Annotated in this window: 24 protein-coding genes and 7 tRNA genes; 19 read left to right on the forward strand and 12 right to left on the reverse strand. The window is 41.4% G+C overall.

Annotation, left to right across the window (positions count from 1 at the left end):
- Positions 1–188 precede the first annotated feature (188 nt).
- The 3 genes from B1F84_RS05185 to B1F84_RS05195 all read left to right on the forward strand — a co-directional run bounded on the left by B1F84_RS05185 (position 189) and on the right by B1F84_RS05195 (position 1,054).
- Positions 189–401: an EF-hand domain-containing protein gene (locus tag B1F84_RS05185; protein ID WP_010391413.1), complete on the forward strand. Its 213-nt coding sequence runs from the start codon at positions 189–191 to the stop codon at positions 399–401.
- Between the two features lie 155 nt (positions 402–556).
- The gene (locus B1F84_RS05190) at positions 557–769 is read left to right on the forward strand and encodes a calmodulin (RefSeq protein WP_010391414.1); all 213 of its coding nucleotides are present in this window, start codon (positions 557–559) and stop codon (positions 767–769) included.
- Positions 770–838: 69 nt separating this feature from the next.
- Positions 839–1,054: a calmodulin gene (locus tag B1F84_RS05195; protein ID WP_131690770.1), complete on the forward strand. Its 216-nt coding sequence runs from the start codon at positions 839–841 to the stop codon at positions 1,052–1,054.
- 66 nt (positions 1,055–1,120) lie between these two features.
- Here B1F84_RS05195 and B1F84_RS05200 read toward each other — a convergent pair whose 3' ends face one another.
- The gene (locus tag B1F84_RS05200; protein WP_131690771.1) at positions 1,121–2,731 is read right to left on the reverse strand and encodes a M28 family metallopeptidase; all 1,611 of its coding nucleotides are present in this window, start codon (positions 2,729–2,731) and stop codon (positions 1,121–1,123) included.
- 161 nt (positions 2,732–2,892) lie between these two features.
- Between B1F84_RS05200 and B1F84_RS05205 the strand changes: the two genes are divergently transcribed.
- A complete protein-coding gene (locus B1F84_RS05205) occupies positions 2,893–4,263 on the forward strand; it encodes a Gfo/Idh/MocA family oxidoreductase (RefSeq protein ID WP_131690772.1) in 1,371 nt (456 codons plus the stop codon).
- Between the two features lie 69 nt (positions 4,264–4,332).
- Here B1F84_RS05205 and B1F84_RS05210 read toward each other — a convergent pair whose 3' ends face one another.
- Both B1F84_RS05210 and gloB read right to left on the reverse strand, forming a co-directional pair.
- Entirely contained in the window at positions 4,333–5,910 is a 1,578-nt protein-coding gene (locus B1F84_RS05210) for a LysM peptidoglycan-binding domain-containing protein (RefSeq protein ID WP_075170564.1), read from the reverse strand.
- A 153-nt stretch (positions 5,911–6,063) separates the two neighbouring features.
- Positions 6,064–6,837 carry a hydroxyacylglutathione hydrolase gene (gene gloB, locus B1F84_RS05215; RefSeq protein WP_131690773.1) on the reverse strand — a complete coding sequence of 258 codons (774 nt, stop codon included), beginning with the start codon at positions 6,835–6,837 and terminating at the stop codon, positions 6,064–6,066.
- Positions 6,838–6,890: 53 nt separating this feature from the next.
- On the opposite strand from gloB, the gene B1F84_RS05220 reads away from it, so the two are divergent.
- Positions 6,891–7,652 carry a class I SAM-dependent methyltransferase gene (locus tag B1F84_RS05220; RefSeq protein ID WP_131690774.1) on the forward strand — a complete coding sequence of 254 codons (762 nt, stop codon included), beginning with the start codon at positions 6,891–6,893 and terminating at the stop codon, positions 7,650–7,652.
- 14 nt (positions 7,653–7,666) lie between these two features.
- On the opposite strand, the gene rnhA is transcribed toward B1F84_RS05220, so the two are convergent.
- Positions 7,667–8,131, reverse strand: coding sequence for a ribonuclease HI (gene rnhA / locus B1F84_RS05225; protein WP_008114594.1), 465 nt, complete (start codon positions 8,129–8,131; stop codon positions 7,667–7,669).
- A gap of 68 nt (positions 8,132–8,199) precedes the next feature.
- Here rnhA and dnaQ point away from each other — a divergent pair, with 68 nt between their 5' ends.
- The 10 genes from dnaQ (at position 8,200) to B1F84_RS05275 (ending at position 12,074) form a co-directional block, all read left to right on the forward strand.
- Positions 8,200–8,913 carry a DNA polymerase III subunit epsilon gene (gene dnaQ, locus B1F84_RS05230; protein WP_131690775.1) on the forward strand — a complete coding sequence of 238 codons (714 nt, stop codon included), beginning with the start codon at positions 8,200–8,202 and terminating at the stop codon, positions 8,911–8,913.
- A 9-nt stretch (positions 8,914–8,922) separates the two neighbouring features.
- Positions 8,923–10,293: a TIGR03503 family protein gene (locus B1F84_RS05235; protein WP_131690776.1), complete on the forward strand. Its 1,371-nt coding sequence runs from the start codon at positions 8,923–8,925 to the stop codon at positions 10,291–10,293.
- A gap of 98 nt (positions 10,294–10,391) precedes the next feature.
- Positions 10,392–10,468: transfer RNA gene (locus B1F84_RS05240), tRNA-Asp, on the forward strand.
- 27 nt (positions 10,469–10,495) lie between these two features.
- Positions 10,496–10,572: transfer RNA gene (locus tag B1F84_RS05245), tRNA-Asp, on the forward strand.
- 41 nt (positions 10,573–10,613) lie between these two features.
- Positions 10,614–10,690 (forward strand) — tRNA-Asp (locus B1F84_RS05250).
- A 31-nt stretch (positions 10,691–10,721) separates the two neighbouring features.
- A tRNA-Asp gene (locus B1F84_RS05255) sits at positions 10,722–10,798 on the forward strand.
- Positions 10,799–10,836: 38 nt separating this feature from the next.
- Positions 10,837–10,913: transfer RNA gene (locus B1F84_RS05260), tRNA-Asp, on the forward strand.
- A 38-nt stretch (positions 10,914–10,951) separates the two neighbouring features.
- Positions 10,952–11,028: transfer RNA gene (locus B1F84_RS05265), tRNA-Asp, on the forward strand.
- A 53-nt stretch (positions 11,029–11,081) separates the two neighbouring features.
- A tRNA-Asp gene (locus tag B1F84_RS05270) sits at positions 11,082–11,158 on the forward strand.
- Between the two features lie 199 nt (positions 11,159–11,357).
- A complete protein-coding gene (locus tag B1F84_RS05275) occupies positions 11,358–12,074 on the forward strand; it encodes a helix-turn-helix domain-containing protein (RefSeq protein ID WP_131690777.1) in 717 nt (238 codons plus the stop codon).
- Between the two features lie 52 nt (positions 12,075–12,126).
- Here the strand turns inward: B1F84_RS05275 and B1F84_RS05280 are convergent, their stop codons facing one another.
- Positions 12,127–14,070: a S9 family peptidase gene (locus tag B1F84_RS05280; protein ID WP_131690778.1), complete on the reverse strand. Its 1,944-nt coding sequence runs from the start codon at positions 14,068–14,070 to the stop codon at positions 12,127–12,129.
- 162 nt (positions 14,071–14,232) lie between these two features.
- On the opposite strand from B1F84_RS05280, the gene B1F84_RS05285 reads away from it, so the two are divergent.
- Together B1F84_RS05285 and B1F84_RS05290 are read left to right on the forward strand one after the other, a co-directional pair.
- Positions 14,233–14,823: an ATP-binding cassette domain-containing protein gene (locus tag B1F84_RS05285; RefSeq protein WP_131690779.1), complete on the forward strand. Its 591-nt coding sequence runs from the start codon at positions 14,233–14,235 to the stop codon at positions 14,821–14,823.
- A complete protein-coding gene (locus tag B1F84_RS05290; protein WP_131690780.1) occupies positions 14,820–15,932 on the forward strand; it encodes a DUF6136 family protein in 1,113 nt (370 codons plus the stop codon). The genes B1F84_RS05285 and B1F84_RS05290 overlap by 4 nt, the downstream gene beginning before the upstream one ends.
- Here B1F84_RS05290 and fadE read toward each other — a convergent pair whose 3' ends face one another.
- Entirely contained in the window at positions 15,933–18,395 is a 2,463-nt protein-coding gene (gene fadE, locus B1F84_RS05295) for an acyl-CoA dehydrogenase FadE (RefSeq protein WP_008111724.1), read from the reverse strand.
- 309 nt (positions 18,396–18,704) lie between these two features.
- Here fadE and B1F84_RS05300 point away from each other — a divergent pair, with 309 nt between their 5' ends.
- Positions 18,705–19,469 carry a class II glutamine amidotransferase gene (locus B1F84_RS05300; RefSeq protein ID WP_008111650.1) on the forward strand — a complete coding sequence of 255 codons (765 nt, stop codon included), beginning with the start codon at positions 18,705–18,707 and terminating at the stop codon, positions 19,467–19,469.
- Positions 19,470–19,576: 107 nt separating this feature from the next.
- Here the strand turns inward: B1F84_RS05300 and B1F84_RS05305 are convergent, their stop codons facing one another.
- The 5 genes from B1F84_RS05305 to cmoA form a co-directional block, all read right to left on the reverse strand.
- Entirely contained in the window at positions 19,577–20,374 is a 798-nt protein-coding gene (locus B1F84_RS05305; protein ID WP_240702025.1) for a DUF3108 domain-containing protein, read from the reverse strand.
- Positions 20,328–20,975: a phosphoribosylglycinamide formyltransferase gene (gene purN, locus B1F84_RS05310; RefSeq protein WP_008111647.1), complete on the reverse strand. Its 648-nt coding sequence runs from the start codon at positions 20,973–20,975 to the stop codon at positions 20,328–20,330. The genes B1F84_RS05305 and purN overlap by 47 nt, the downstream gene beginning before the upstream one ends.
- A complete protein-coding gene (gene purM, locus B1F84_RS05315; protein ID WP_008111645.1) occupies positions 20,975–22,027 on the reverse strand; it encodes a phosphoribosylformylglycinamidine cyclo-ligase in 1,053 nt (350 codons plus the stop codon). The genes purN and purM overlap by 1 nt, the downstream gene beginning before the upstream one ends.
- A 196-nt stretch (positions 22,028–22,223) precedes the next feature.
- Positions 22,224–23,192: a tRNA 5-methoxyuridine(34)/uridine 5-oxyacetic acid(34) synthase CmoB gene (gene cmoB, locus B1F84_RS05320; protein WP_131690781.1), complete on the reverse strand. Its 969-nt coding sequence runs from the start codon at positions 23,190–23,192 to the stop codon at positions 22,224–22,226.
- A 15-nt stretch (positions 23,193–23,207) separates the two neighbouring features.
- Positions 23,208–23,933: a carboxy-S-adenosyl-L-methionine synthase CmoA gene (cmoA, locus tag B1F84_RS05325; RefSeq protein ID WP_055011763.1), complete on the reverse strand. Its 726-nt coding sequence runs from the start codon at positions 23,931–23,933 to the stop codon at positions 23,208–23,210.
- A gap of 117 nt (positions 23,934–24,050) precedes the next feature.
- Between cmoA and B1F84_RS05330 the strand changes: the two genes are divergently transcribed.
- Positions 24,051–24,734, forward strand: coding sequence for a DUF3334 family protein (locus B1F84_RS05330; RefSeq protein ID WP_010391441.1), 684 nt, complete (start codon positions 24,051–24,053; stop codon positions 24,732–24,734).
- A 202-nt stretch (positions 24,735–24,936) separates the two neighbouring features.
- Here B1F84_RS05330 and B1F84_RS05335 read toward each other — a convergent pair whose 3' ends face one another.
- A complete protein-coding gene (locus B1F84_RS05335; protein WP_131690782.1) occupies positions 24,937–25,434 on the reverse strand; it encodes a YgjP-like metallopeptidase domain-containing protein in 498 nt (165 codons plus the stop codon).
- Between the last annotated feature and the right edge of the window lie 15 nt (positions 25,435–25,449).

The raw sequence follows: 25,449 nt of genomic DNA on the forward strand, positions 1-25,449 counted from the left end.
AAGTAGCTGTTGCAAAAGAGCAACAAAATACGAGGTATTTTTAAGTAAAAATCACATTTTTATTTTTAACTTATTGTTTATAAATGAAAAAATAAACATGGCATCGAAGTTGTAATACCTAAGCTGTATTTAGCAAAAAGTGATTAAGCTTAGCGCTTAACCTTACAACCCAATGAAGGAATTACGTTATGACAACATTTAAATCAACACTGGTATTAATGGCACTTGCTTCTTCATCTGTGGCGTTTGCTGCAACAGATTTTGACACACTGGATGTGGATGGTAATGGCGCAATAAGCCAAGCTGAAGCATCAGTAGATGCCTCACTTATGAGTAAGTTTACAGAGCTTGATACGGATAAAAACGGCGAGCTTTCTAAAGCAGAATTTTCTAAGGCTTAAAAGGTCAATGCTCAACGCTATTACATATTCTGAGTTGCCAAAGACAACCTAAATAGGCAAGGGAGCCTATGAAAGAGAATAACTAGGATGTACGGTTGTAGCGTTGAGTTAATTAATTTATACCCAAACATTGCATACTTTGAAGGATTAATATTATGAAAAAATTACAGTCAACTCTTGTACTTATGGCACTTGCGTCTTCATCTGCAGTATTTGCCAGCACAGACTTTGAAACTCTTGATGTAGATGGTAGTGGCGCAATTAGCCAAGCTGAAGCATCGGTTGCGGCCGAACTTATGGAGCAGTTTGCAGAGCTGGACGTAGATGGCAATGGTGAACTTTCTAAAGACGAATTTTCAGCATACTAACTTTATAATTCCCTAAGGATCTTTGAAAAGGATTTCTTACCCACTTTTTTATTAAGCTAAGGATTTATTATGAAAACATTTACTAAAACGCTTGCTTTAATTGCACTTGCTTCGTCTTCTGCCGCTTTTGCTGCGGTTGATTTTGATTCATTCGATACAGATGGTGATGGCGTGATCAGCCAGTCTGAAGCACAAGCTAATTCGCAACTAGCTAAATTATTTGATGACTTGGATGTTGATGGGAATGGTGAATTATCTAAACAAGAATTTGCCAAAGTTCAGTAACAAACACGCACAATCTTTAACGATACAGATAAAAGCAGCCGAATAATTTCTCGGCTGCTTTTTTATTTACTTATCTTCTAAACGTTTGGCTTTAAAATCAGACTCGCTTGTCCACTTAGGCCAGTCGCCATTATTGGCAAGTTGACTGGCTATATCTATAACCAGCTCGATATCTTGTTTTGCACCAGCTAATGACCATGTATCTGAATAGTCGTCGGCTTCTTTATGGTATTTATGACTGATGTAGTCAGGGTCGGTATCACCTAAGCTCATAAACAGTAAACTTGGCACGCCTTGTTTAGCGAGTGAGAAATGATCTGATCTAAAAAACAATCCATTTTGTGGGCGAGGATCCATTTTTACCACGCGTCCTTGTGCTTTAGCCGCGCTTGCTAAGTAATGCTCCATTTCGGATAAGTTGCTACCGTATTGCAAAATATAATCGGTTTCATCGAGCACGTTCATACCATCGATATTTAATAATCCGACCATTTTTTTGGTGGCAATCATATCCCCATTGGCAAATTCTTCTGAGCCAATTAGACCTGTTTCTTCGGCAGTAAAGTTAGCAAACAGGATTGAGCGTTTAAATGGCTTTTGCTGATGCATCTTGCTCATAATGCGAGCTATTTCAAGTGTTGCTGCGGTGCCTGAAGCATTATCGACTGCGCCATTATAAATTTTAGGTCCACTGTCGGTTTGTTTAGTACCAAAATGGTCCCAATGGGCACTAATAATAACGTATTCGTCAGGGGTTTCACTGCCTGTAATTTGTGCAACCACATTATGTGATTTAGCGTGTGACACTTCATTTTTAAATGCAAGGTTCGCCTTTAAGTTCAATTCCTTGGCTTGAAATTGCTTACTTAATGCGTGTTGCTTTAATTGTTGATAATTTAAGTTTGCCGATGCGAATACTTGTTCAGCCGCATTAAGTGTTAACCAGCCCATAACTGGCAGTTCAGATGCATTAAGGTTATTGTCCATCAAGCTATACTTGGTGCCCGTGTTTGAGCTTTCAACCACGCCCCAAGGGTATGCGGCTGGGGCTGTTTCATGAACAATAAATACCGCTTTTGCACCTCGGCGCGCGGCTTCTTCATATTTATAAGTCCAGCGGCCATAGTAGGTCATGGCATTGCCTGTAAATAGTGTATCGTCTTGGGTGGCAAAGCCCGGATCGTTCACCAGCACAATAACGGTTTTATCGGTTACATCAACATTGGCATAGTCGTTCCAGTTATATTCTGGCGCGTTAATCCCATAACCAACAAATACAATATCGCTATTGCGGACATCAATAATCGGCTGTAACTGTTTTGTACGGGCGGTGAAGTCTTTACCTGCAATAAAGCTAAGCTTCCCCATAGTTAATTGCATGTTTTGATCTGCAGTTAGCATGGCCATTTTAACTGGCTGTAAATACTTCTCTTGATACGCGCCAGACAACCCCATTGCTTGGTATTGCTCACTTAAATAACCAACGGTTTTAACTTCACCTAAGGTAAGCGGGCCGCGTCCTTCAAAGTCATCTGACGCTAAGGTTTTAATATGCTGTTTAAGATTATTTAAACTAACGCCAGGGGTGTTTTCAAGAGATGAAGCTGGCGTTGTAGGCTCAGAGCAACCCGTTAGTGCAATAGCTAAAAAAAGTGCAGTGATTTTTATATAAGACATAACTACTTAAAATAATAATTTTTTTCGACTATAACCCCAAGTAACCGGTAAATGCGAATTTTTATCTCTTTTAACCTTATTTTTATGTCGCTTACCTCTTCACCTATTTACCCGTTCATCGCCTTTAGGTAAGTTAAAACAATAACAAAAGGGATAAAGCAATGAAGCAATTTAATCGTCGAGACTTTTTAAAAGCAGCCAGTGTTGCCGCAGCTGCAGGTGTAGTGAGTGGTTGTGCATCAAGTGGAAGTGCTAATGCAAGCGCACCAAAACAGCAAGGGCGCAGCGTTATTGGTTTAGTCGCGCCCAAAATGGATGTGGTTAGAGTGGGCTTTATTGGTGTGGGTCAGCGCGGTTATGGACATGTAAAGCGCATGAGCCATATTGAAGGTGCGCAAATAGTCGCTATTTGTGACACGCACACTGAGGTGTTAGAGCGCGCTGCCAATTATTTAGTTGATAAAGGGGTAGCTAAGCCGGCGTTATATACTGGCAGTGAGCGGGCCTATCAACAAATGCTTGAACGACAAGATATAGATATAGTCATTATTTCTACTCCTTGGGCATGGCATGCACCTATGGCTATCGATACTATGAACAGCGCAAAACATGCTTTTGTTGAAGTGCCCTTGGCACTGACTGTTGACGAAATGTGGCAGATTGTAGATACCGCCGAACGTACTCAAAAAAATTGCATGATGATGGAAAATGTGAATTACGGTCGCGACGAGTTAATGGTATTAAACATGGTGCGCCAAGGTGTATTTGGGGAGCTGTTACATGGCGAAGCGGCCTATATTCATGAGCTTCGTTGGCAAATGAAAGAGCTTGAGCACAAAACAGGCTCATGGCGAACGCAATGGCATGCAAAACGTGATGGTAACTTATACCCCACTCATGGATTAGGCCCTGTATCGCAATATATGAATATAAATCGTGGCGATAGGTTTGATTTTTTAACCTCCATGAGCTCTCCTTCGCTGGGTAGAAGCGCGTATGCACAACGTGAATTTGCAGCGGATCATTCCCGTAATCAGCTTAATTATATTGCCGGTGATATGAACACGACACTGATTAAAACTCTCAAGGGGCGCAGTATTATGGTACAGCACGATACAACAACCCCTCGGCCATACTCTCGACATAACTTAATCCAAGGGACGAATGGGGTGTTTGCCGGTTTCCCTAATCGTATTGCGCTTGAAAATGGCGGATCAAAAAGCTTTCATGAGTGGGATTATGATATGAGCGCATGGTATGAGCAGTACGACCATCCCCTATGGATTAAAATGGGTGAAGAAGCACAGCGCAATGGTGGCCACGGGGGTATGGATTTTTTAATGTTTTGGCGGATGATTTATTGCCTAAGAAATGGCGAACCGCTGGATCAGGACGTTTACGATGGCGCAGCGTGGTCGGTTATTTCACCGTTATCAGCCCTGTCTGTGAGTGAGCGTAGCCGCTCAATCGATATTCCCGATTTTACTCGCGGTGCATGGCAAACAGCACAGCCTTTAGGCATTGTAGGCTAAGGTTTATAGCAGGCATAAAAAAAGAGCGCATGCGCTCTTTTTTTATTTAACAGTTTTTTACAATAAGGATCAGCTACTTCTTACATCTACTTTTAATTTAAGCTTTTGTCCTGGCTGTAAGTATTTTTGTCCGGCAAGGTTATTCCATTTAATAATATCGCTCACTGTTAAATTAAACTTAGACGCTATACGCGCTAAAGAATCGCCTCGGCGCACTTTGTAGGTAATAGTACGATTAGTATTACTCGTCGACTTTTTAGGCTGGCTAGCTGACTTATAAACTACCAATTTTTGATTTAAACGCAGTACTGCATTTTTTTTCAGCTTATTCCACTTAGCTAATTCACTCATAGTTACATCGTATTCGCGGCTAATATCCCATAGGGTATCGCCACTTTTTACCGTATGAGAAAGTTTAGTACGTAAACTTTTATTAGCGGCCGCACGTACTTGCTGAGGCAAATGTTCACTGTTAATTTTACCATCAGTGAGTGGTACTAAAATTTGTTGACCCACACGAATTACGTTTGAGTTAAGCTTATTTAATGACTTAATCGCGCTAATACTAGTGGTAAATTTATCTGCAATCACCGACAAGCTATCGCCACGTTTGACCTTATATTGCTGCCAACGAAGACGGTTTTTAATCGCTGTAGCGGTAAGCTTTTCAGTGAATTGCTCTACTTTATCGGTAGGAAGTAATAAAAAGTGTGGGCCATCAGGGTCGGTTGCCCAGCGGTTAAATCCTGGATTTAATCGATATAGTTCGGTAAGAGTCATATCGGCCATATCCGCAGCCAGTGCTAAATCTATTTGTGACTCAATATTAACCACTTCGACTACTTGTGCGTTAATTATTGGCTTCCACGACACTTTAAACTCATCTGCACGTTTTAGTAAATCAGCTAAAGCTAATAATTTAGGCACGTAGGCGGTGGTTTCACGAGGTAAATCTAGTGACCAAAAGTCGGTAGGTAAATGCTTTTTACGATTCTTTTTAATCGCTCGCAGCAAGCGGCCTTCACCTGAGTTATAGGCGGCAATTGCGTTCAGCCAATCACCTTCAAGGGTTTTGTGTAAGTACGAGAGATAATCAAGTGCAGCGCGTGTAGACTGCACAATATCGCGACGACCGTCATACCACCAGTTTTGTTTTAAATCGAAACGCTCGCCAGTTGCAGGCATAAATTGCCAAATACCCGATGCAGTACGGTGAGAGTAGCCATAAGGGTCGAATGCACTTTCTACAATGGGTAAAAGTGCAATTTCGATGGGCATTTCACGCTTTTCAATTTCTTCAACAATAAAATGTAAATACGGCTCAGCACGTTTAGAAATGCGATCTAGGTATGCCTGATGACGTGCATAATAATTACGCTCAGCGACCACTGGGCGATTTTGTGGAATATCAATAGATAATTGGTAACGAATTCGCTCCCAAACATCGTCAAACACAGGGGCTTCTTCTTCAATATCGTTTACTTGTTGATATTGCGCATTCATCATTAATGCAGTGCTAATATCATTTGGGCTGGCGCCTTCAAGCTGGTTTTGAGCTTGATTTTGTGAATCTGTGTTTAACGTTGTCAGTGTTTGACAACCGCCTAGCGTCATCGCTAAGACCAATAAAAGAGGAGATTTATTCATAAATACCAATACATAGGGTAAAAAACTCGGCGAATACTACCCATAATGAGTCAACATTGCCACTTATGACCGTTAAAAGTTCCAAACAAATATGATTAGAAAATGTTAACTTATTGTTTATTAACTAATCGTTTTATTATTATTGTTGCTAGCTTAAAAATGATCTTTGAACTTTCTCAGACTAGCAAAGTTTTCCCAAGGTTCATTGTTTTTTGTAACTAAACAATACTCTTTTGGTAATGACTCTGTAATATTGGGTAAGTTGCTACGCATGAAAGGGTTAACTTTAAGCTCTTGACCTATGGTGCTTGGCAAGCTTATTTCATCATTTTTTCGCAATTCATCTACTTGCTGGCTGTAAGCGAGTAATTCGGGGTTTCGTGGCTCAACCGCTTTTGCAAAGGCCAAGTTTGCTTGGGTGTATTCGTGGGTGCAATATACTTTGCAATCACTTGGCAGTACTCGCAACTTATTAAATGAATGCCACATTTGCTCTGGGCTGCCTTCAAATAAGCGCCCACAACCGCCGCTAAATAGGGTGTCGCCAGTAAAGGCCAGTGCATCATTAATATAACAAATATGGTCTAGGGTGTGCCCAGGAGTCGCTATAATGTCAAATGGAATGTTTAAAACGCTAATTGTATCACCTTCATTTAAAGGCGTTGTTATTCCCTCAAATGGGCTATTACTAGGGCCATAAACTGCAATGTTTGGGTACTGCTTTACTAATTGAGCTACACCATCGGTATGATCATAATGATGATGGGTAATTAAAATACCGCCAAGGGTTAAGTTATGCTGTGCTAAATGCTCTAAAACTGGCGCTGATTGTCCTGGGTCAATCACCCACGCTTGGTTATTCTGCTCGGTGGTTAAGCACCAAATGTAGTTATCAGAAAAGGCTTTAATTGCTTTGACTTGCACCATGTATCGTTGCTCTATAAAGTGGTATTTAATTAATATTATAACGAGCTTATATAATGAAACCAGCCCTTAGTTTTCAAGAAGGCCCCAAACCGTTGTCATGGCAGCAGTTTCCGCATGGTGATTATTTACGTTGTGATATAGAACGCAAATTATCGCCGTGGTTACCGCGTATGTTTGGCTATCATATGCTTAAATTGGGTAACTTAAGTGCTGAACTCGATACCAGCAAAAGCTCTATTAAGCATCAAGTATGCGTTGCAGAGCCTGGCCCATACACTGGGGTAGTGGCCGATATAGACGAACTGCCTTTTTACGAGCATAGTATAGATGCCTGTATTATGAGCCATTGTTTAGAGTATCACTCAGATCCGCATCATATATTACGTGAGGCGCATCGAACCCTTATTCCAGGCGGTTATATTGCCATTACGGGTTTTAATCCGTTTAGCTTTTGTGGGTTAGCGCAATTGTTGCCATTTAGCCGTCAAAAATTACCGTGGACAGGGCGCTTTTTCACCCCGGCACGGGTAAAAGATTGGCTAAATTTACTTGGATTTGAAATTGTGGTCGATGAGCGTTTTATATATTCGTCGTTGGCACGGGGTAATCGCTTATCGCGGTTTGCATTTTGGCGCAGCTTTACCAAGCAATATTTAAAACCTATGGGCAGTGTGTATTTGCTGGTGGCTCGAAAGCGTGTTGCGCCACTTACGCCAATAAAACCTAAGTGGCATGCTCGTCCACAATTTGCGCCAATAAAAGGGGTAGGGCTTAGGCAGACCTCAAAACAGCATTATCAGCAAAACAAAAAGTAATTAGAATCTATCGGTTACGGTTGATAACCTTCATCATCGAGTAAGTCGCTGCCGCTGGCTGCATCACGAGCAAGGTCGTCAACAATTTCGTTATATTTATGGCCACTGTGGCCTTTTACCCATTTCCAGGTAACGTCGTGCTCGGCACAGGCTTTGTCGAGACGTTTCCATAAATCGACATTCTTAACCGGCTTTTTGGCCGAGGTTTGCCAACCGCGTTTTTTCCAATTGGTGATCCATGACTCAATACCCTGCTTAACATATTGGCTATCGGTAGTTAGGGTTACAGGGCAAGAACGATTAAGAGATTCTAGCGCCACAATGGCTGCCAGCATTTCCATACGGTTGTTGGTTGTAAGCTTGTAGCCTTGGCTTAATTTTTTTTCATGGGCTTCATAAATCATAAAAATACCATAACCACCGGGGCCTGGATTACCTAAACACGAACCATCGGTGTAAATCTCTACGGTTTTTTGCACTGTTTTACCTTGATATTATGTACAATAAAGTGATTATAGAAAGATACCAGAGTCAGGCTTAATTCGATATGGCACGCAGACAAATAGTTTTAGATACAGAAACCACCGGCATCGACCCTAAACAAGGGCACCGTATCATTGAGATCGGCTGTGTGGAGCTTATGAATCGCCGGTTAACCGGCAATAATTTTCACGTTTACATTAATCCGCAGCGCAGCATTGAAGAAGAAGCAATCGATGTTCACGGTATTACTAATGAATTTTTACGCGATAAACCGCTTTATCGTGATATTGCCCAAGAGTTTTTTGACTATATTAAAGGGGCTGAGTTAGTCATTCATAATGCGCCGTTCGATATTGGCCATATGGATAATGAATTTGCGTTATTGAACCAAGGCTATCAAAACACCCATAGTTTTTGTGGTGTGCTTGATACCCTTAAAATGGCGCGTGACTTGCACCCAGGGCAAAAGAACAATCTAGATGCACTTTGTCGCCGCTACGATGTTGATAACACTAAGCGTACATTACACGGCGCCTTACTGGATTCTGAAATTTTAGCCGATGTTTACCTGGCTATGACCGGGGGGCAAGTAAAGCTAAACCTTAATCAAAACAAAGATGACTCGAGTGAAGATCAAAAAGGCGGTATTAGGCGTTTAAACAGCGACAGAGCACCTTTGGTAGTTATAGCAGCTAGCGATGCAGAGCAAAGCGCACATCAAACGCGTTTAGACATTGTACAAAAGGAGGGCGGCCATTGTTTATGGCGCGCTGAATAGGGCATTTTTATGAAAACGCTATTAGTAGTTTCACTGTTTTTAATCGCCGTGTGTTTCCCCCCCGATGCACACAGCGTAAAGCAAGTTGAAGAGTTAAAAGGCAGCGGTAAACAAAATGAAATCCCGTTACTGGATAACCGTTTTCGTGTTGATGACAAAATTGATGAAATAAAATTAATATTCTTTAGACGCCCAGGATCGCCTGCCGTTATTTTAGTAAGACCCGATGGCACTAAATACTTTGCTATTAATGCGGTGAGAAATACCAGCCTTGATTGGTACGATGAATTAAATTATGACTTAGTGGTTATTCGCAATCCTATGCCTGGGCCGTGGCAAGTTATTGGCCAAATAATGCCAGAGAGCCGCATTGTTGTTATTGGTGAGTTATCGCTTAAAGTTGAACCACTGCCTAAAATTCTTTTTCAGGGTGAAACTGTAAAAATAACCGGTGAGATTTTAAATGATGGCGAGCCGATTCGTGCCAACCTATTTAAAGATGCGGTCTCGCTTAATGTGAGCTTTGTGAGCACCAATAATGAGAACTTTGAAAACTTTGGTGCAGGCATACAACAAGTAACCGAATTTAAAGATGATGGCTATGGCTTTGATGAGCGTGCCAAAGATGGTGTGTTTACCGGTGAGTTTACTTTGAATTTTACACCCGGCGAATGGCGTCCTGAGCTTTACATTACCACCGACGTATTAGAGAGACGGGTGGTTCAAGATACTATTGTTGTACATGAGCCGCCCTTTAGCTTCACCTCCGCTGAAGCAACCGAAGAGGGTGACGATCATCGCATTACGATCAATATTGATGACAAGCTTTTAAAAGCTGAAACGGTGATCATGCAAGGTAAAATTTATTATCCCAATGGTGAAGAACAGGTATTTTACTTAGATAGCAACAGCACCACAGCAAGAGAGTTGGCTTTACAAGATTATGGTTGGGGGCGCTACAACATTGAAATCTCTGTTTTTGGCTCAACAATCAATGACCGAGAGTTTATGGCTACATTGCCAACCTATTTATTTGAAATAGAAAGACCGATTGAAGTGATTCCAGAAATTCCAGTTGCCAGTGTTAGCGAACCAGAAATTATTCCTGTGCCAGTTGTAAAACCAAAAGTAATGTCCACGGGATTAATGGTTAGTTTAATTGTTGGTGGAAATTTGGCCATTTTATTTATAGGTTGGTTATGTATTCGTGTTTTTGTGCAGAACAAACCATTAAAACTTAAATTGAATTTAGCTTTTTTAAATAAAAAGAAAGCTGTTGAGTCAAAAAAAGCTGAACAGCAAAAATCAGATGAACCAGAAAATAGCTCAAAAAATGATAAATCAGGTGGAATTTTAAACCTTTCGATGTCAGATGACTAAAAAACCTGTAAAAAAACAAAAAAGCCCTTGACGAAATAGGGGCTGGTTCGTATTATTCACGCCGCTGTCAGGGGAGACTCAGACAGCAACGAAAATACGGAGTGGTAGTTCAGTTGGTTAGAATACCGGCCTGTCACGCCGGGGGTCGCGGGTTCGAGTCCCGTCCACTCCGCCAATTTTCGACAATTTGTAAGTATGCGCTGGAGTGGTAGTTCAGTTGGTTAGAATACCGGCCTGTCACGCCGGGGGTCGCGGGTTCGAGTCCCGTCCACTCCGCCAACACTTACACAACATATGGTTGTAAAACATATTCTTATTATGGAGTGGTAGTTCAGTTGGTTAGAATACCGGCCTGTCACGCCGGGGGTCGCGGGTTCGAGTCCCGTCCACTCCGCCAATAAGAAAAAATAACAGTTTAAATACGCGCTGGAGTGGTAGTTCAGTTGGTTAGAATACCGGCCTGTCACGCCGGGGGTCGCGGGTTCGAGTCCCGTCCACTCCGCCAACTATTTAAACAAGGTTATATTACAAAATTTGTATGCTGGAGTGGTAGTTCAGTTGGTTAGAATACCGGCCTGTCACGCCGGGGGTCGCGGGTTCGAGTCCCGTCCACTCCGCCAACAAATTAAGTAATGACAAGTAAAAAAGATATCTCTGCGGAGTGGTAGTTCAGTTGGTTAGAATACCGGCCTGTCACGCCGGGGGTCGCGGGTTCGAGTCCCGTCCACTCCGCCATTTGATATCGTAACAAAATTAGTAAGTGCATTACCCCATGCACATACCACTGCGGAGTGGTAGTTCAGTTGGTTAGAATACCGGCCTGTCACGCCGGGGGTCGCGGGTTCGAGTCCCGTCCACTCCGCCACTTGTTATTTCCTCAATAACAAGCAATAAATAATTTACTTATTAATAAATCAAAACATCATTTTTATCAGCTATCAGCTATCAGCTCGACTCTTATATACTAACCTGCTAATATTCTTGTCTATTCTTTAATATTCAGCTTCTTATCTCTGCATGAATTACCAAGAATCTAATCTCACTTTTAAAAAGGAAGCATTAAGATGAGTACATTAGGTCAGCAATTAAAGCAGCTAAGAAATAATAAAAAATTGAGCCAACCTGAATTTGCCCAGCAAGCGGGTATAGAGCAGAGTTATTTATCAAAGCTTGAAAACGATAAATCAATTCCCTCCAATGAAATATTTAGAGCTTTATTGATAGCATTAGATCTTTCAATTGATGAGTTTATGAAGCCACTAGTATCGAGTCACGATAAAGTTAGACTGATGCAAATACCCGATGTAGAGCTGTGGTATAAAAGTAAAGCAGTAAAGAGCTCAGCCACACAGCGTAAGGTTATTTATCTCGCAATGTTTTTAATATCTATTGGTTGTGCATTGTTTTATGCAGGACATAAAAACTATGTGTTCAATGAACGCTTTTACGAATATAAATCACAAGGTGTGATCAAAACAGGTGAACCTCTGAATGTTTTTACTCATTGGAGCAATTATATTATTGAGTCGAATCGAGAAAAAAGAGATGAGAAAAATCGGGAAATGCTGGCCAGAAGGGTACCAAGTTTTAAGTTAATGGGTGAGTATGTCGGTGAATCATTTGTTGAAGAGGTTGAGGGAGGTAAACGTGTTTATACTGCAAATGAGCTTTCGCGGAATATGCCACATGCAGGCAATAGTTGGTTTGAGTTTTTAGGTATTTTTGCTGCTGTATTTGGTTTGGCGCTCGCTTTACTGGAACCTAGATTAACCAAGCAATAAAAAGCCTGCGTACATGAAAACGCAGCAGGCTTTAATATAAATTGGCTTACAATTACCCTTGTGGGCCAAAGCGTTCTTTCAAGTAAGTATCTAAAAAGTTTAGGTAGGCGTTGGAGGCGCTGATACGGTTTTCTTTTTTGCTAAAACCGTGGCCTTCATCATCAAATAATACATACTCTACTGGCACACCATTAGCTTTAACCGCAGCAACCAACTCATCGCTTTCAATTTGTAATACGCGTGGATCATTAGCACCTTGAATAACCATTAAAGGCTTAGTGATGTTATCGGCATGAAATAGCGGTGAAATAGCACGGTGACGTTCACCATCGGTGGCAGGATCGCCCATTTCATCGTATAGCGCCTTTTTAAAGCTTTCCCACCATGGTGGAATTGAGTTCAGTGTGCGTACCCAGTTAGTCACACCAAAAATATTGATACCTACTTTGAACTCTTCCGGTTCAAAGGCAAGCGCGGCTGCGGTCATAAAGCCGCCGTAGCTACCACCCATGATGCCGATTTTATCTGCATCGACCCAATCTAGGCTTTGTAAGTGTTTTTTACCGTAGACAATATCTTGTAGATCATCGGTGCCATGTTTTTTATCGTCTAAATGGAAAAATGTTTTACCATAGCCTGAGCTACCGCGGTTATTGACGGCAAAAATAGCATAGCCATGATTAACTAAATGTTGCTGCATTGCGCTATAACCAGTTCGGCTTTGCCCACCTGGGCCGCCATGCACCCAAATAAGTGCAGGTACTTTATTGGTGCTGCTGGCTTGTTTTGGTTTGTATAATACGCCCGGTATTTCTAAATCATCAAAACTTTTAAAGCGCACAATGGTGCTCTCTACTAAGTCGTTTTGATCTATATCTTCACTTAATGTGTTGGTAAGTTGCTTGGCTTCATTACTGCCAACTTGCCAAACAAATAAGTTGCTTGGTGAGGTATCTGAATTTAAATAAAACGCCATGGTTTTCTCATCGCTTGAGAAATTCACACCACGTAGATTTCCCGCAGGTAATTTAGGCATGGCAATTTCATCCGCTGTTTGCGTGTCTTTTACTGTGACCTTTGTGCTGGCATCAGCATTTACACCGCTTACTTGGTAACGCCCAGATTTAGAAAAGTAAATAAAGCTAACGTCCCAATCATCTTTTAATGCTGAGCTGTGCTTGCCTGTGGCGAGCTCATATTGCCACACCTCTGAAAACTCTCCTTTAGCGTCTGTTGAGTAGTATAAATATTTGCTGTCTACAGAGAAGGTCTCAGGCGTATATTGTGCTGGTGTATCGTGTTTTGAAATTAATTGCGGCTTGAGGGTTTTCTTATAGGTATCAAGAATAAACGTATCGCTGTCTTTATTGGTATTATTTTTAGACAGTGCAATGTAGCGTCCATCGGGGCTAATTGCGCCCACATCTAGTCCTTGTGTGTTTTGATAAACGGGCGTGACTTTATAGGTTTTGCTATCTACACGATACAAGTCCATAAACTTGGCATCGCGTTGATTACTGGTAATAAAAAACTGACTGCCATCTTTAGTAAAGCCTGCAAAACTCGCGCGGGTTTCTTCCCCTGGAGTTAAATCTTTGATTGAACCATCAACTTCACGCACATAAACATGGTAGCGCTCATTACCGCCTGAGTCCTTGGTAAATAGTACACGCTCATCATTTGGGAAATAGCGAATAGGGTAGGTGCTGTCTTCAAAATTGGTTAGGCGCGTTTTGCTACCTGTTTTTATGTCAACTTCATACAAGCTGTAAATACCGCTTTCATCGCTACTAACTAGAACTTTATCGCCAGTCGGGGAAAAGCTACTGCCCATGATAGATGTTGTATCAAAAAAGGTTTTAGCGTTATAGGTTTTTACTTGTTGTTTTTGCTCAGTTGCCACAGGGGTAGAGGCTGAATTATTAGATTGACTGCAACCTGTTAATGCAATTGATACTGCACAGGTAATACAAGCAAATTTGAGGGCTTTTTTCATAGATACATTCCTTGGATTATAATTATAGACTTTTAGTGTTAACCGAACGTTTTTTAAACGCAAGTAATTAGCTTATTCGAACTGCAATAAAGTGTTACAAACCATGTAGCCCACGAAAATAGAAAACCAGTTATAATTCACTTTCAAAATCAGGGAGTATTTATGATAGAAGTCATTGGGTTACATAAACAGTTTGCTGAAAACGTATTGTACAGTGGCTATAGTGTGCAGTTTTGTGCACCTAAAATATGCATTGAAGCGCCTAATGGCCAAGGTAAAACAACGTTGTTGATGATGTTGGCAGAGCTCGAAACGCGCCAAAGTGGGCAGATTTTATTTTCTAAAAAAACATTAACCGAACCGCATAAACAAGTTGCTATAGCCTCAGACTGTATTGCTTTACCTGACTTTCTTACGGCAAAGCAAATTATTAACTTGTCCGTGAATACGCTGGATTGTGATTGGCCAACGACAATAATAGATGGGTTTAATTTCAATGAATTTTTAAATACTCGTTTTGATGCGCTGTCGTCAGGTAATCAAAAGAAATGCCAGTTAATTTTAGCGCTTATGCGTGATGCACCTTATTTACTTCTAGACGAACCCAGCGCAGCACTTGATCAAGCCAGTATTCAGTATTTATTAGTACTGCTTGATGAATATCTAATAGATAAGCCAAATGGGAAAATAGTCATCACCTGCCATGAACCAGCGCCATTTATTGAGCGTGGCTTTGAGTGTATACCGTTATGATTGCAAACTTAAAACAATCAATCGGGCAATATCGCTCTTTTATGGATTATCGTTATCAGGCTTACAAAACTGAACTCACGCAATTATTGTTGCAACTTAAAAACTTTGGCTTGTTATTTCTAGTGGTACTTGGCTCTGCCATGCTTGGTATGATTTTACTGTTGTTTTTAGGGCTGGGAAAAATTATCGATAGCAGCGATGCACCGCAGTATGGTGCACAGATGGCTTGGCTGTATTTGCTGTTGCAAAGTGTCATGTTGAGCGCAATGAAACCTGCTATAAAAAACAGCGCTCAACGTGCCTTTCAACAAACATTGGTGAAGCGATATTGGCTTGGTTTTATGGATATAAAGCTTTTACTTTTAAGCAATGGCTGGTTGATTGCGAGCCTCATTATCGCGATTGATCTTAGTTTGAGTCAGTGGCTTAGAGTGCCGCATTTCTGGTTGTTTTTACTATTGCAATTTGTGCTCGGCATTTTATGTTTATACAAGCCAATAGCGCTGGTTTATGGTTTTTTGTTATCCGCAGTTTGGGCAACGTTACCGCTTGATGTCAGTCCATTGCTTTATCATAGCGGCTTTGTTCTGTTGTTTGCGCTAAGTACCTTGATGGTCCCTTTTAATGCTACAGCTAAGCTAAAGTTGAATTCACTTACAGGCTTTTGGCTGTTATTTTTTATGCATAATAGCTGGGCTTTGATATGGCGAGGAGCTTTATTACTATGTGTATTTATGGCATCCAAGGTGTTGTTACAAGAGCGCGCTGATTTAGCTGCTATATTCAGTATTTTGTCACTTGCCTTTGTGGTGTTATTTAGTAGCTCACTACAATTTGATTGTCGTCACCTATATCAGCAGTACAGTGTGTTTTTTAACATGCAGAATAAGCAAACAGCATTCTTTGTTAGCTTATTTATTCCTAGCTTAATTGTATTATTACTCGCACTGGTTGGTTTTGTGGTTTTATTTAAGCAAGCAAATTGCTTATTGCTAGTAATAGGGGTTGTTTGGTGTTTACTACAACAGGCCTTAGCGCAAAAAAAACCAGCGCATTATGCGCTGGTTTGGCTAATTACAACAGGGTTGCTGCTAGCTTTACTAAATTAATTAAGCTGCATCTGCCTTTTTAGATTTCGCTTTGCTATTACGCGCTGCTTTGCCGGCAAGTAAATCTGCAGGGTCAAAGTCATCAACGTTAATCACATCTAGACGTGCTTTCTCAACTGCAGCGAGCTTATCGGCTTCTGCTTGGCTTAAAATGCCTGCTTCTAAGCCCATTTGCGCCACTTTATCAAGCTGGAAGAATGGTAGTTTTACGCCTTTTTCTTTACATACACGCTCAAACAATGGCTCTACTTCTAGAACGTCTTTAAGCGTTTGCTCTTGACGGCCCACAAGGTTAAGCGGTTCGTTTGTAAGGTATACATAGCTTGCTAAACGATTACGTGTTTCGCTAGGAACTTGCAATAACTGCGCTAGTTTGTGCTCAAGTTTGTCGGTAGGTTTACGAACCGGACGACCAAACGGGAATAACAATACTTTTAAAACACCACGTAGTGGAGCCGACGGCATGTTATTAATTAAATCAGCAAGTGCACGTTGGCAGTGGTAAAGATGATCCTGACAGCTCCATTGAACTAGTGCAAAATCTTCTTTCTTACGGCCTTCGTCGTTGTAACGTTTTAGCGTTGCAGACACTAAGTAAAGGTAACTTAATAAGTCGCCTAAACGTGCTGAGATACGTTCTTTACGTTTAAGTGAACCACCAAATACGGCCATGCTAATATCTGACATAAGTGCTAAAGAGGCACTAAAGCGAGACGCAATACGGTAAAACTCTGCCGTTTCGTCTTTGTATGGCACGCTAGTAAAACGAGCGCCAGTAAGGGCAAGCCATTTAGTACGTACTAAGTTAGACATGGTAAAGCCAATGTGGCCCATTAGCGCTTTATCAAATACGTTAAGCGCTTCTTCGCGGTCTTCAATTTCACACGCACCTAGCTCGGTAAGTACAAATGGATGACAGCGAATTGCACCTTGACCATAAATAATCATATTACGGGTCAAGATGTTTGCACCTTCAACGGTAATGGCAATAGGTGCACCTTGATAGCCACGACCCAAATAGTTATTTGGCCCAAGCATGATCCCTTTACCGCCTAGCACGTCCATTGCATGAATGGTTGAATCGCGCATTTGCTCGGTAAGGTGGTACTTAATAATCGCCGACACAACGGATGGCTTCTCGCCTAAATCAACCGCACCTGTTGACATACTAACAGCAGCGTCTGAGCTGTAAGCATAACCAGCAAGTTTAGCCATTGATTCTTCAACCCCTTCCATTTTACCAATAGGTAAGCGGAATTGACGACGAATACGGCTATAAGCACCTGTTGCTACTGCAATCATTTTAATGCCACCGGCTGAATTTGATGGCAATGTAATTGCACGACCAACCGATAAACATTCAACTAGCATACGCCAGCCTTGACCAGCCATTTCTGGGCCGCCAATAATGTAATCAAGTGGAACGAAAATATCTTTACCGCGAGTAGGGCCATTTTGGAACGGCACATTAAGCGGGAAGTGACGACGACCAATTTCTACCCCTGGGGTATCTGTTGGAATAAGCGCACAGGTAATGCCAGGCTCTTTAACATCGCTTAATAATCCATCTGGATCTTGTAATTTAAATGCTAGACCAAGTACCGTAGCTACAGGCGCAAGTGTTATGTAACGTTTGTTCCATGTAAGGCTTACACCAACTACTTCTTCGCCATTCCATTGCCCTTTACACACTACACCGTAGTCTGGAATTGAGCTTGCATCAGAACCCGCCTCTGGCGAGGTAAGTGCAAAACATGGAATTTCTTGACCGCTTGCTAAACGCGGTAAGTAATGATTTTTTTGGTCTTCAGTACCATAGTGCTGTAATAGCTCACCTGGGCCTAACGAGTTAGGTACACCAACAATTGACGAAAGCAATGTTGATTTACTGGTTAGTTTTTGCAGTACACACGATTGTGCAAATGCAGAGAATTCTAAGCCGCCGTATTCCTTTTTAATGATCATGGCAAAGAACTTGTTATCTTTTAGATATTGCCATACATCCTGAGGTAAATCAGTCAGCTCATGCGTAGCTTCCCAATCATCAAGCATACTACATACAACTTCAACAGGGCCGTCGATAAATGCCTGCTCTTCAATAGTAAGTTTTGGAACTGGATACTGGTGAAGCTTTTTCCAATCTGGATTACCACAAAATAAATCCGCTTCCCACCACGTAGTACCCGCATCGATTGCTGACTTTTCGGTGTCAGACATACTCGGTGTTACTTTTTTAAAGATGGTGAAAATAGGTTTGATAATGTATTGCTGGCGAATACCAGTAACTGAAAGAGGCACTGCGATGATTAAAAAGATCACCCAGCTAATTAAACCAAAAGCACCAGCAAAGGTACCAATTAATAATGTTGCGGCAGAAACACCAAGTGCTGTGTTCCAACTCGCTCTGTGGTAAAGCGCAATGCTGAGCAGTGCGATTAAACCAAGTGTAAATATGAGTGTCATTGCTAATTCCTTAATAGAGGTCAGACCACCTCGTTTAGAGTAGCGCTAGTAACGCTAAGTTTCAAGTACATTACTTAGATTAAAGTGTAGTTATCGGTACGATTATTACAATGCGTTGTATGTTATACGAACAGTTTGGCTGTAATCGTTTATTTTGGCTTATCATAAAAAAATATAAGCATTAAAAAAATCAATTAATCTAGTAGTAATATAAGTTTAATTAAGTAAATATACTTATGATGATCAGTGTACGCTTATTAAAAATAGAACGATATTCTATGTTTAGCTTTTTAAAGGTTTATTTATTTTATGTGTGAATTACTTGGCATGTCAGCCAATGTGCCAACGGATATTTGTTTTAGTTTTTCAGGGTTGTTGGAGCGTGGTGGAAATACTGGCCCGCATAAAGACGGCTGGGGTATTACTTTTTATGAAGGTAAAGGCTGCAGAACCTTTAAAGATCCAGAGCCAAGTTACCAGTCAGAAATAGCAAAGCTGGTAAAAGCGTACCCAATTAAAAGCGTATCGGTTATTAGTCATATTCGCCAAGGGAATCGTGGTCGGGTGTGTCTTGAAAACACTCATCCGTTTACCCGAGAGTTGTGGGGGCGCGAAATAACCTATGCACACAATGGGCAGCTTTCAAATTATCACGATTTAAAACCAGAGTATTATCGACCTGTGGGAAACACCGACAGTGAACTCGCTTTTTGTTGGTTACTTGACAAAATTCGCGAAAAATACCCAAAGCGTCCAAGTAATATGGCATCGGTTTTTAGATACGCCGCCAAGCTTTCGCATACGCTACGTGAAAAGGGCGTATTTAATATGTTATTGACCGATGGTGTATTTGTTTTAGCGTATTGTACTAATAACTTACATTATATAACGCGCCGTGCACCATTTGGTAAAGCTACATTGATTGATGCTGACATGGTGGTCGACTTTCAACAAGAAACCACACCAAACGATGTAGTAACGGTTATAGCAACAAGGCCATTAACTAATGATGAGCGCTGGCAAAAAATGCAGCCAGGAGAGTTTGCGTTATTTAAAATGGGTGAATTAATGTAGCTTGGGTAGAGTGAAATGAAACCCAGCTTAAAGTTTTAAATTTAAGTATTAAAATGAAAAGCCCAAGTTATGGTCGTCACACTTGGGCCTTTCACCTTGTAAGCAATTTACTCTGGTGATAGTTCGTTTTTCACTTCTGCAGGTAAAGCAGGTGGGTTGATCACGGTAAACGATTTCATTTGCACTTCAAACTGCTCCACACCTTTTTCACCCTTCCACATGCGCACTAGCATGTAATCCATTTCTGGGGCAAACCAGGCTAAGGCTTGGCGTTTATCGTTATCGTATAAGCGTTTAACTTTTACTGCTTCTACATTACCTATAGGCAAAGAAATCATTTCGGTTTCTACCACTTCAAAGTCGTAGTCACGGCAATTACCTTTTTTATCAACTAACGGAAACGAGAAACTAGTTTTGCCTTTTTTAAGGCCTTCACGAACTTGTACTTGATAAGAAATACCATCTTGGAATTTATCTTCCCATTGGCATTTTAACGGGTAATCGCTGGTGTTACTGGTAACCGTTTTGGTTAGACGGTCAAAGTTAATTTCATACTTTTTGTCAGGCCCTGTGCCTGTGCGGATCATAGCGTATTTAATAGGCTCTACTTTATCATTAATAAAGCTAAAGGTTGATGATTCTTGACGTGAGTCAGAGAAAATCATCCATTCAATATCGCTGTGATAGGTGACTTGATAGTTATCATTGTCGAGTTTTTTAAGCGTCCGCTCGGCTGTACCATGATTTGCGCCTTTGCGCAAAATATCGTAGCTGGCTTGATACTGGGTTAACTCACCTGCAACCAGGCTGGTAGGCAGTAATAAAGTGCCCGCACAAAATAGCCAGGCACTTAATTTTTTATTTTGGGTAGTGCGCGCCGTGTGCAGGAAGTTGTTTTTCGTCAAGAACTGCATAATCTGCTTCCATCGTAAGTCGTTGTTCACTGAACCACTTGACCACCAAAGGATAAATTATGTGCTCTTGTGCATGCACACGTTTAGCGAGCGTATCTGCAGTATCGTCTGCTAATACAGGCACCTTGGCTTGAAGAATAACGGGCCCGCCGTCTAATTCTTCAGTTACAAAGTGAACACTAACGCCGTGAACGTCGTCTTTTGCATCAATTGCTCTTTGGTGGGTATTCAGCCCCTGGTACTTAGGCAACAAAGATGGATGAATGTTCAACATTTTTCCAACATATTTTTGCACTAAGCTAGGAGTTAGAATACGCATAAACCCAGCTAATACAACTAGATTTGGTTCAAAAGAGTCAATTATATGCATTAACTGGGCATCGTATGCTTCGCGGGAGTCAAACTCTTTATGACTCAGTACTTGCGTTGCAATGCCTGCATTTTTTGCACGCTCTAACCCATATGCGTCTGCTTTATTACTAATAACAGCCGCAATATGAGCGTTTATCTCGCCGCTTTCACAGGCATCAATAATGGCTTGTAAATTTGAGCCACTGCCTGAGATCAAAACTACTAGACGAGTGGGTGCCATTACGCAGCACCACCTACAATTTCAACTTGCTCTTCGCCTGCAACCGCATCTTGAATTTCACCAAGGTGCCATGCATTCTCGCCAAGATCTTTTAAAATGTTTAAGCTGTTTTCAAGTTGATCAGCAGGTACAACTAACACCATGCCCACACCACAGTTAAATGTACGGTACATTTCATGAGTGGTAATGTTGCCATTTTCTTGTAACCAGCTAAACACAGAAGGCCACTGCCAGCTATCACCTTTAACAACTGCTTTTGCAGATTCAGGTAATACGCGTGGGATATTTTCCCAAAAGCCGCCACCAGTAATATGCGAAAGAGCATGCACATCTACTTGCTTGAATAACTCAAGTAATGGTTTAACGTAAATGCGTGTTGGTTCTAAAAGATGCTCACCTAAGGTTTTGCCATCAATCACTTGGTTAGTATCAGCGTTAGAGACTTCTAATACTTTACGAATTAGTGAGAAACCGTTTGAGTGTGGACCACTAGAAGCAAGCGCAATTAGCTGATCGCCTGCGGCTACTTTAGTGCCATCAATAATTTTTGATTTTTCTACTACACCGGTACAAAAGCCTGCCATGTCGTAGTCTTCACCATCATACATACCTGGCATTTCAGCTGTTTCGCCACCAATTAGGGCACAACCTGAAATTTCACAACCTTTACCAATACCGGTTACTACGTCGGCTGCTGTGTCTACATCTAGTTTACCCGTTGCATAGTAATCTAGAAAAAACAGGGGTTCAGCGCCTTGTACTATTAAATCATTTACACACATCGCAACTAAGTCGATACCTACAGTATCGTGCTTTTTAAGGTCAATTGCTAAACGTAACTTAGTGCCAACACCGTCAGTGCCTGCTACAAGTACGGGTTGCTTATAACCTTCAGGAATTTCGCAAAGTGCGCCAAAACCACCAATTCCGCCCATCACTTCAGGACGACGAGTTTTTTTAACTACGCCTTTAATACGCTCAACAAGTGCATTACCAGCGTCGATATCTACGCCCGCGTCTTTATAGCTTAGAGACTGTTTTTGTTCGCTCACAGGTTTTCCTCAAAATAGTTGTTTTGATGCTTACTTAGAAACGCGCGTATTTTACAACAATTGCAAGGGCGCGGCTAGTTGAAATCTGGATTTGATTTTAAAGACAAGGACACTTGTCCGCTAGTTGCTGTATTAGTAACCAAAAAAAGCGCTCAATGGCGCTTTTTAACATGAAAATAAAAGTTAATACTACAAATTAGGCTTTTGCTGTAAGTATCGCTCTAAGTGGAGCTGGGTAGCCTTCAATGGTTTTACTGGTGTCAGTGGGGTCTAAAAAGTCAACTAAAGATTCGTTTTCCATCCAGTCAGTTTTACGCTGCTCGTCGAGCGTTGTAATAGCACAATCTTTAATTTGCACATCTTTAAAGCCAACACGTTCCATCCACAATTTTAATGCCGCAGTGCTTGGAATAAACCATACATTACGCATTTTTGCGTAGCGGTCGGTCGGAACCAATACGGTGTTTTCATCGCCTTCAATAACTAAAGTTTCAAGTACTAGCTCACCACTAGGGCGAAGCTGTGCCTTTAATTGCGCTAAAAAGTCGATAGGTGAGCGACGGTGATAAAGTACTCCCATCGAAAATACCGTATCAAATGCTTTAAGCTCTGGCAGGGCTTCTACACCTAATGGTAATAAATGCACGTTTTCATCAGGGTTGAAGTGTTTAATTGCCTGAAACTGGCACAAAAATAAGTCAGATGGATCAATACCCACCACAAACTGTGCACCTTCACCGCGCATACGCCATAAGTGATATCCCGAGCCACAACCAATATCTAATACAGTACGGCCTTTTAATGGCTCAATATGCGGTAGGAGTCGATCCCATTTCCAGTCACTGCGCCATTCTGTATTAATGTCGATACCGTGCACATTAAATGGGCCTTTACGCCAAGGCATCATTCGTTTTAATAAATGCGTGGTTTGCTTTTTTTCGCCTTCAGTCATTTCGCCAGGCGCGCCTATTGCTACTTTGCTGACAATATCAACTTGGTTTGTCGATACCTCAGGTAAGTTTTTTAGTACTTTTTGCCATTGAGGCAAATCGCCATGGCTGGCCTCTTGTTGCCAATGCTTTAATTGCGCAGGCAAGGTTTCTAGCCAGTGGCTAAGTGGGCTTTGTGCAATAGCAGCGTAAAATTGGTTAAACCATGCAGACATGTGTCACTCTCTAAATTATTTAATTGCTACCATTGAGCAAAAATTAAAACATTGATACCACACTTGCGTTTGGCTAAAACCAATGTCGCTTAAACGTTGTGTATGTGTGCTAAGTGTATCGGGGCGCATTACGTTTTCAATGGCGGTACGCTTTTGGCTTATTTCCAGCTCAGAGTAGCCATTATGACGTTTAAAGTCGTGGTGCAAGTCTATAAGTAAGTTATCGCATTGCTCGTTTTCGGCTTTAATTTTTTCACTTAATAGCAAAACGCCACCGGGTTTTAAATTAGCGTATATTTTTTCAAGTACCGCTTTGCGCTGCACTGGTGGAATAAACTGCAGGGTGAAATTCATCGCTACTACTGAGGCATTTTGTATATCAAGCTCGTTAATATCACCTAAAGTAACAGTTACAGGAACGTCTGATCTAAACCCTTGTAAATGGACCTTACAACGCTCCACCATGGCTTGTGAGTTATCTACAGCAATAATATGACAGCTATCAGTTTGAATATTACGGCGCATACTTAGGGTAACCGCCCCTAACGAGCAGCCTAGGTCATACAAATTTGAATTTGGCTGAGCATACTCACCCGCTAATTTTCCCATGGTACTTACTATGGTGGCGTAACCGGGTACCGAGCGTTGGATCATGTCGGGAAATACTTCAACCACGTTTTGATCAAAACTAAAGTCTTTTACTTGTTGCTCAGAGGCATAAATACTGTCTTTTATACTCACGAAGGCAGTCTCTTTTGAAAATAATAGTGCTATTTTAACATTTTATGCTGGATAGTCAGTGATAAATTCAGTAGCTTGACTAGAATTATGAAGAATAAGTATAAAAGAGATTATTAAATGAGCAAAAGTAAGGTTATTAGTACCGACGATATATTAGCAACATTATGCCACTCAGTAACGGGTGTACTTTCATCAGCCAGCGGCAACGAGATCAGCTATTCAGCCATGGTACAAAAAATTACCCGCACCTGTATGCGACCAGACATAGGTTGTTTTGTTTTATTTGACGGCGGCTTTACCGGCTTAGTTGTTACCAACTTTACGGCGCAAGCGGCGATGGAAATTTATGGCGATTACATGCGTAACATGGGTATGCCAGAAGACGAAATTGCACACAGCCACTTGTCTGATGACGTTTCAAACGTGATGGGCGAGTTGATGAACCAAATAGTGGGCGACTTCACGTCAAAAGTGCGTGAACAGCTACATACCTCTATTACTCAAAATCAGCCAAAAATGATGGCCATTAACAAGCAAGTGCAAATATCGGTTGATACCACTATGGATCGCCCGCAAGCACGCCGCGTAACGTTTACGACTCGCAATCAAAATATCTTTTATTTAGAATTAGCGATGGATAAAACAGAGTTTATTAAACTTCACGACTTTGACATTGTAGAAGCTGTAGACCCAGACGACATTATCGCAAACGAAGCCAAGCAAAAAGCGGATAAAGAAAAAGCAAAACAGCCAAAGCAAGATGATAGCGACGACGACTTTATGGCCGAATTAGGGCTTTAATGTTTTTAAGTAGGCTGGGTTAAGTGAAACGAAACCTAACGAGCTAGCTGTCAGTTTTTAGCTATCAGTAAATTTTAAAAAACGCGATTTAGTATCGCGTTTTTTATTATTGAGAGCTTTAATTGCGAGTTAGGTTGTATTTATATTTTACGCTGACCGCTGACCGCTGACCGCTGACCGCTGACCGCTGACCGCTGACCGCTCAATTATACGGATTCTCACCCATCGCAATAGCTACACAAAAAATCCGTAAATCCAGCTCTAGCTGATGGTACTGCGGCTCCATATGGCAGCATAATTTATAAAAGCCTTTGTTATGGTCTTTTTCCTTAAAATGCGCGAGTTCGTGCACTACTAATGCTTTTAATAATGGCTCAGGGGCGTGCAATAAATCGCTGTTTATTGCTAAATCGTGCTTGCGGGTTTTACCTTGCATACGATAGGTGTGAGTTCCGAGCGCATTGGTGACCATATCACCTTGTTTTTTAAACGCAGCGCGTCCAAATGGCGGGGCGTTTTTTAAATACTGCTTTTTAAGCTCAGTGGCGTAGCTATACAGTAACTTATCACTGGTAATACGATGCGCCTGCGGGTGCTTTTTAAGTAAATACTCACTTACCTTTCCTGCTTTTATTAGTCCTAATACTTGCTCAACGATATTGGCAGGGTAGCCGGTAAAGTAACGTGCGTATTCACTCATTATTGTCTCTGTATT

This window comes from Pseudoalteromonas sp. DL-6 (assembly GCF_004328665.1).
Classification (GTDB): Bacteria; Pseudomonadota; Gammaproteobacteria; order Enterobacterales; family Alteromonadaceae; genus Pseudoalteromonas.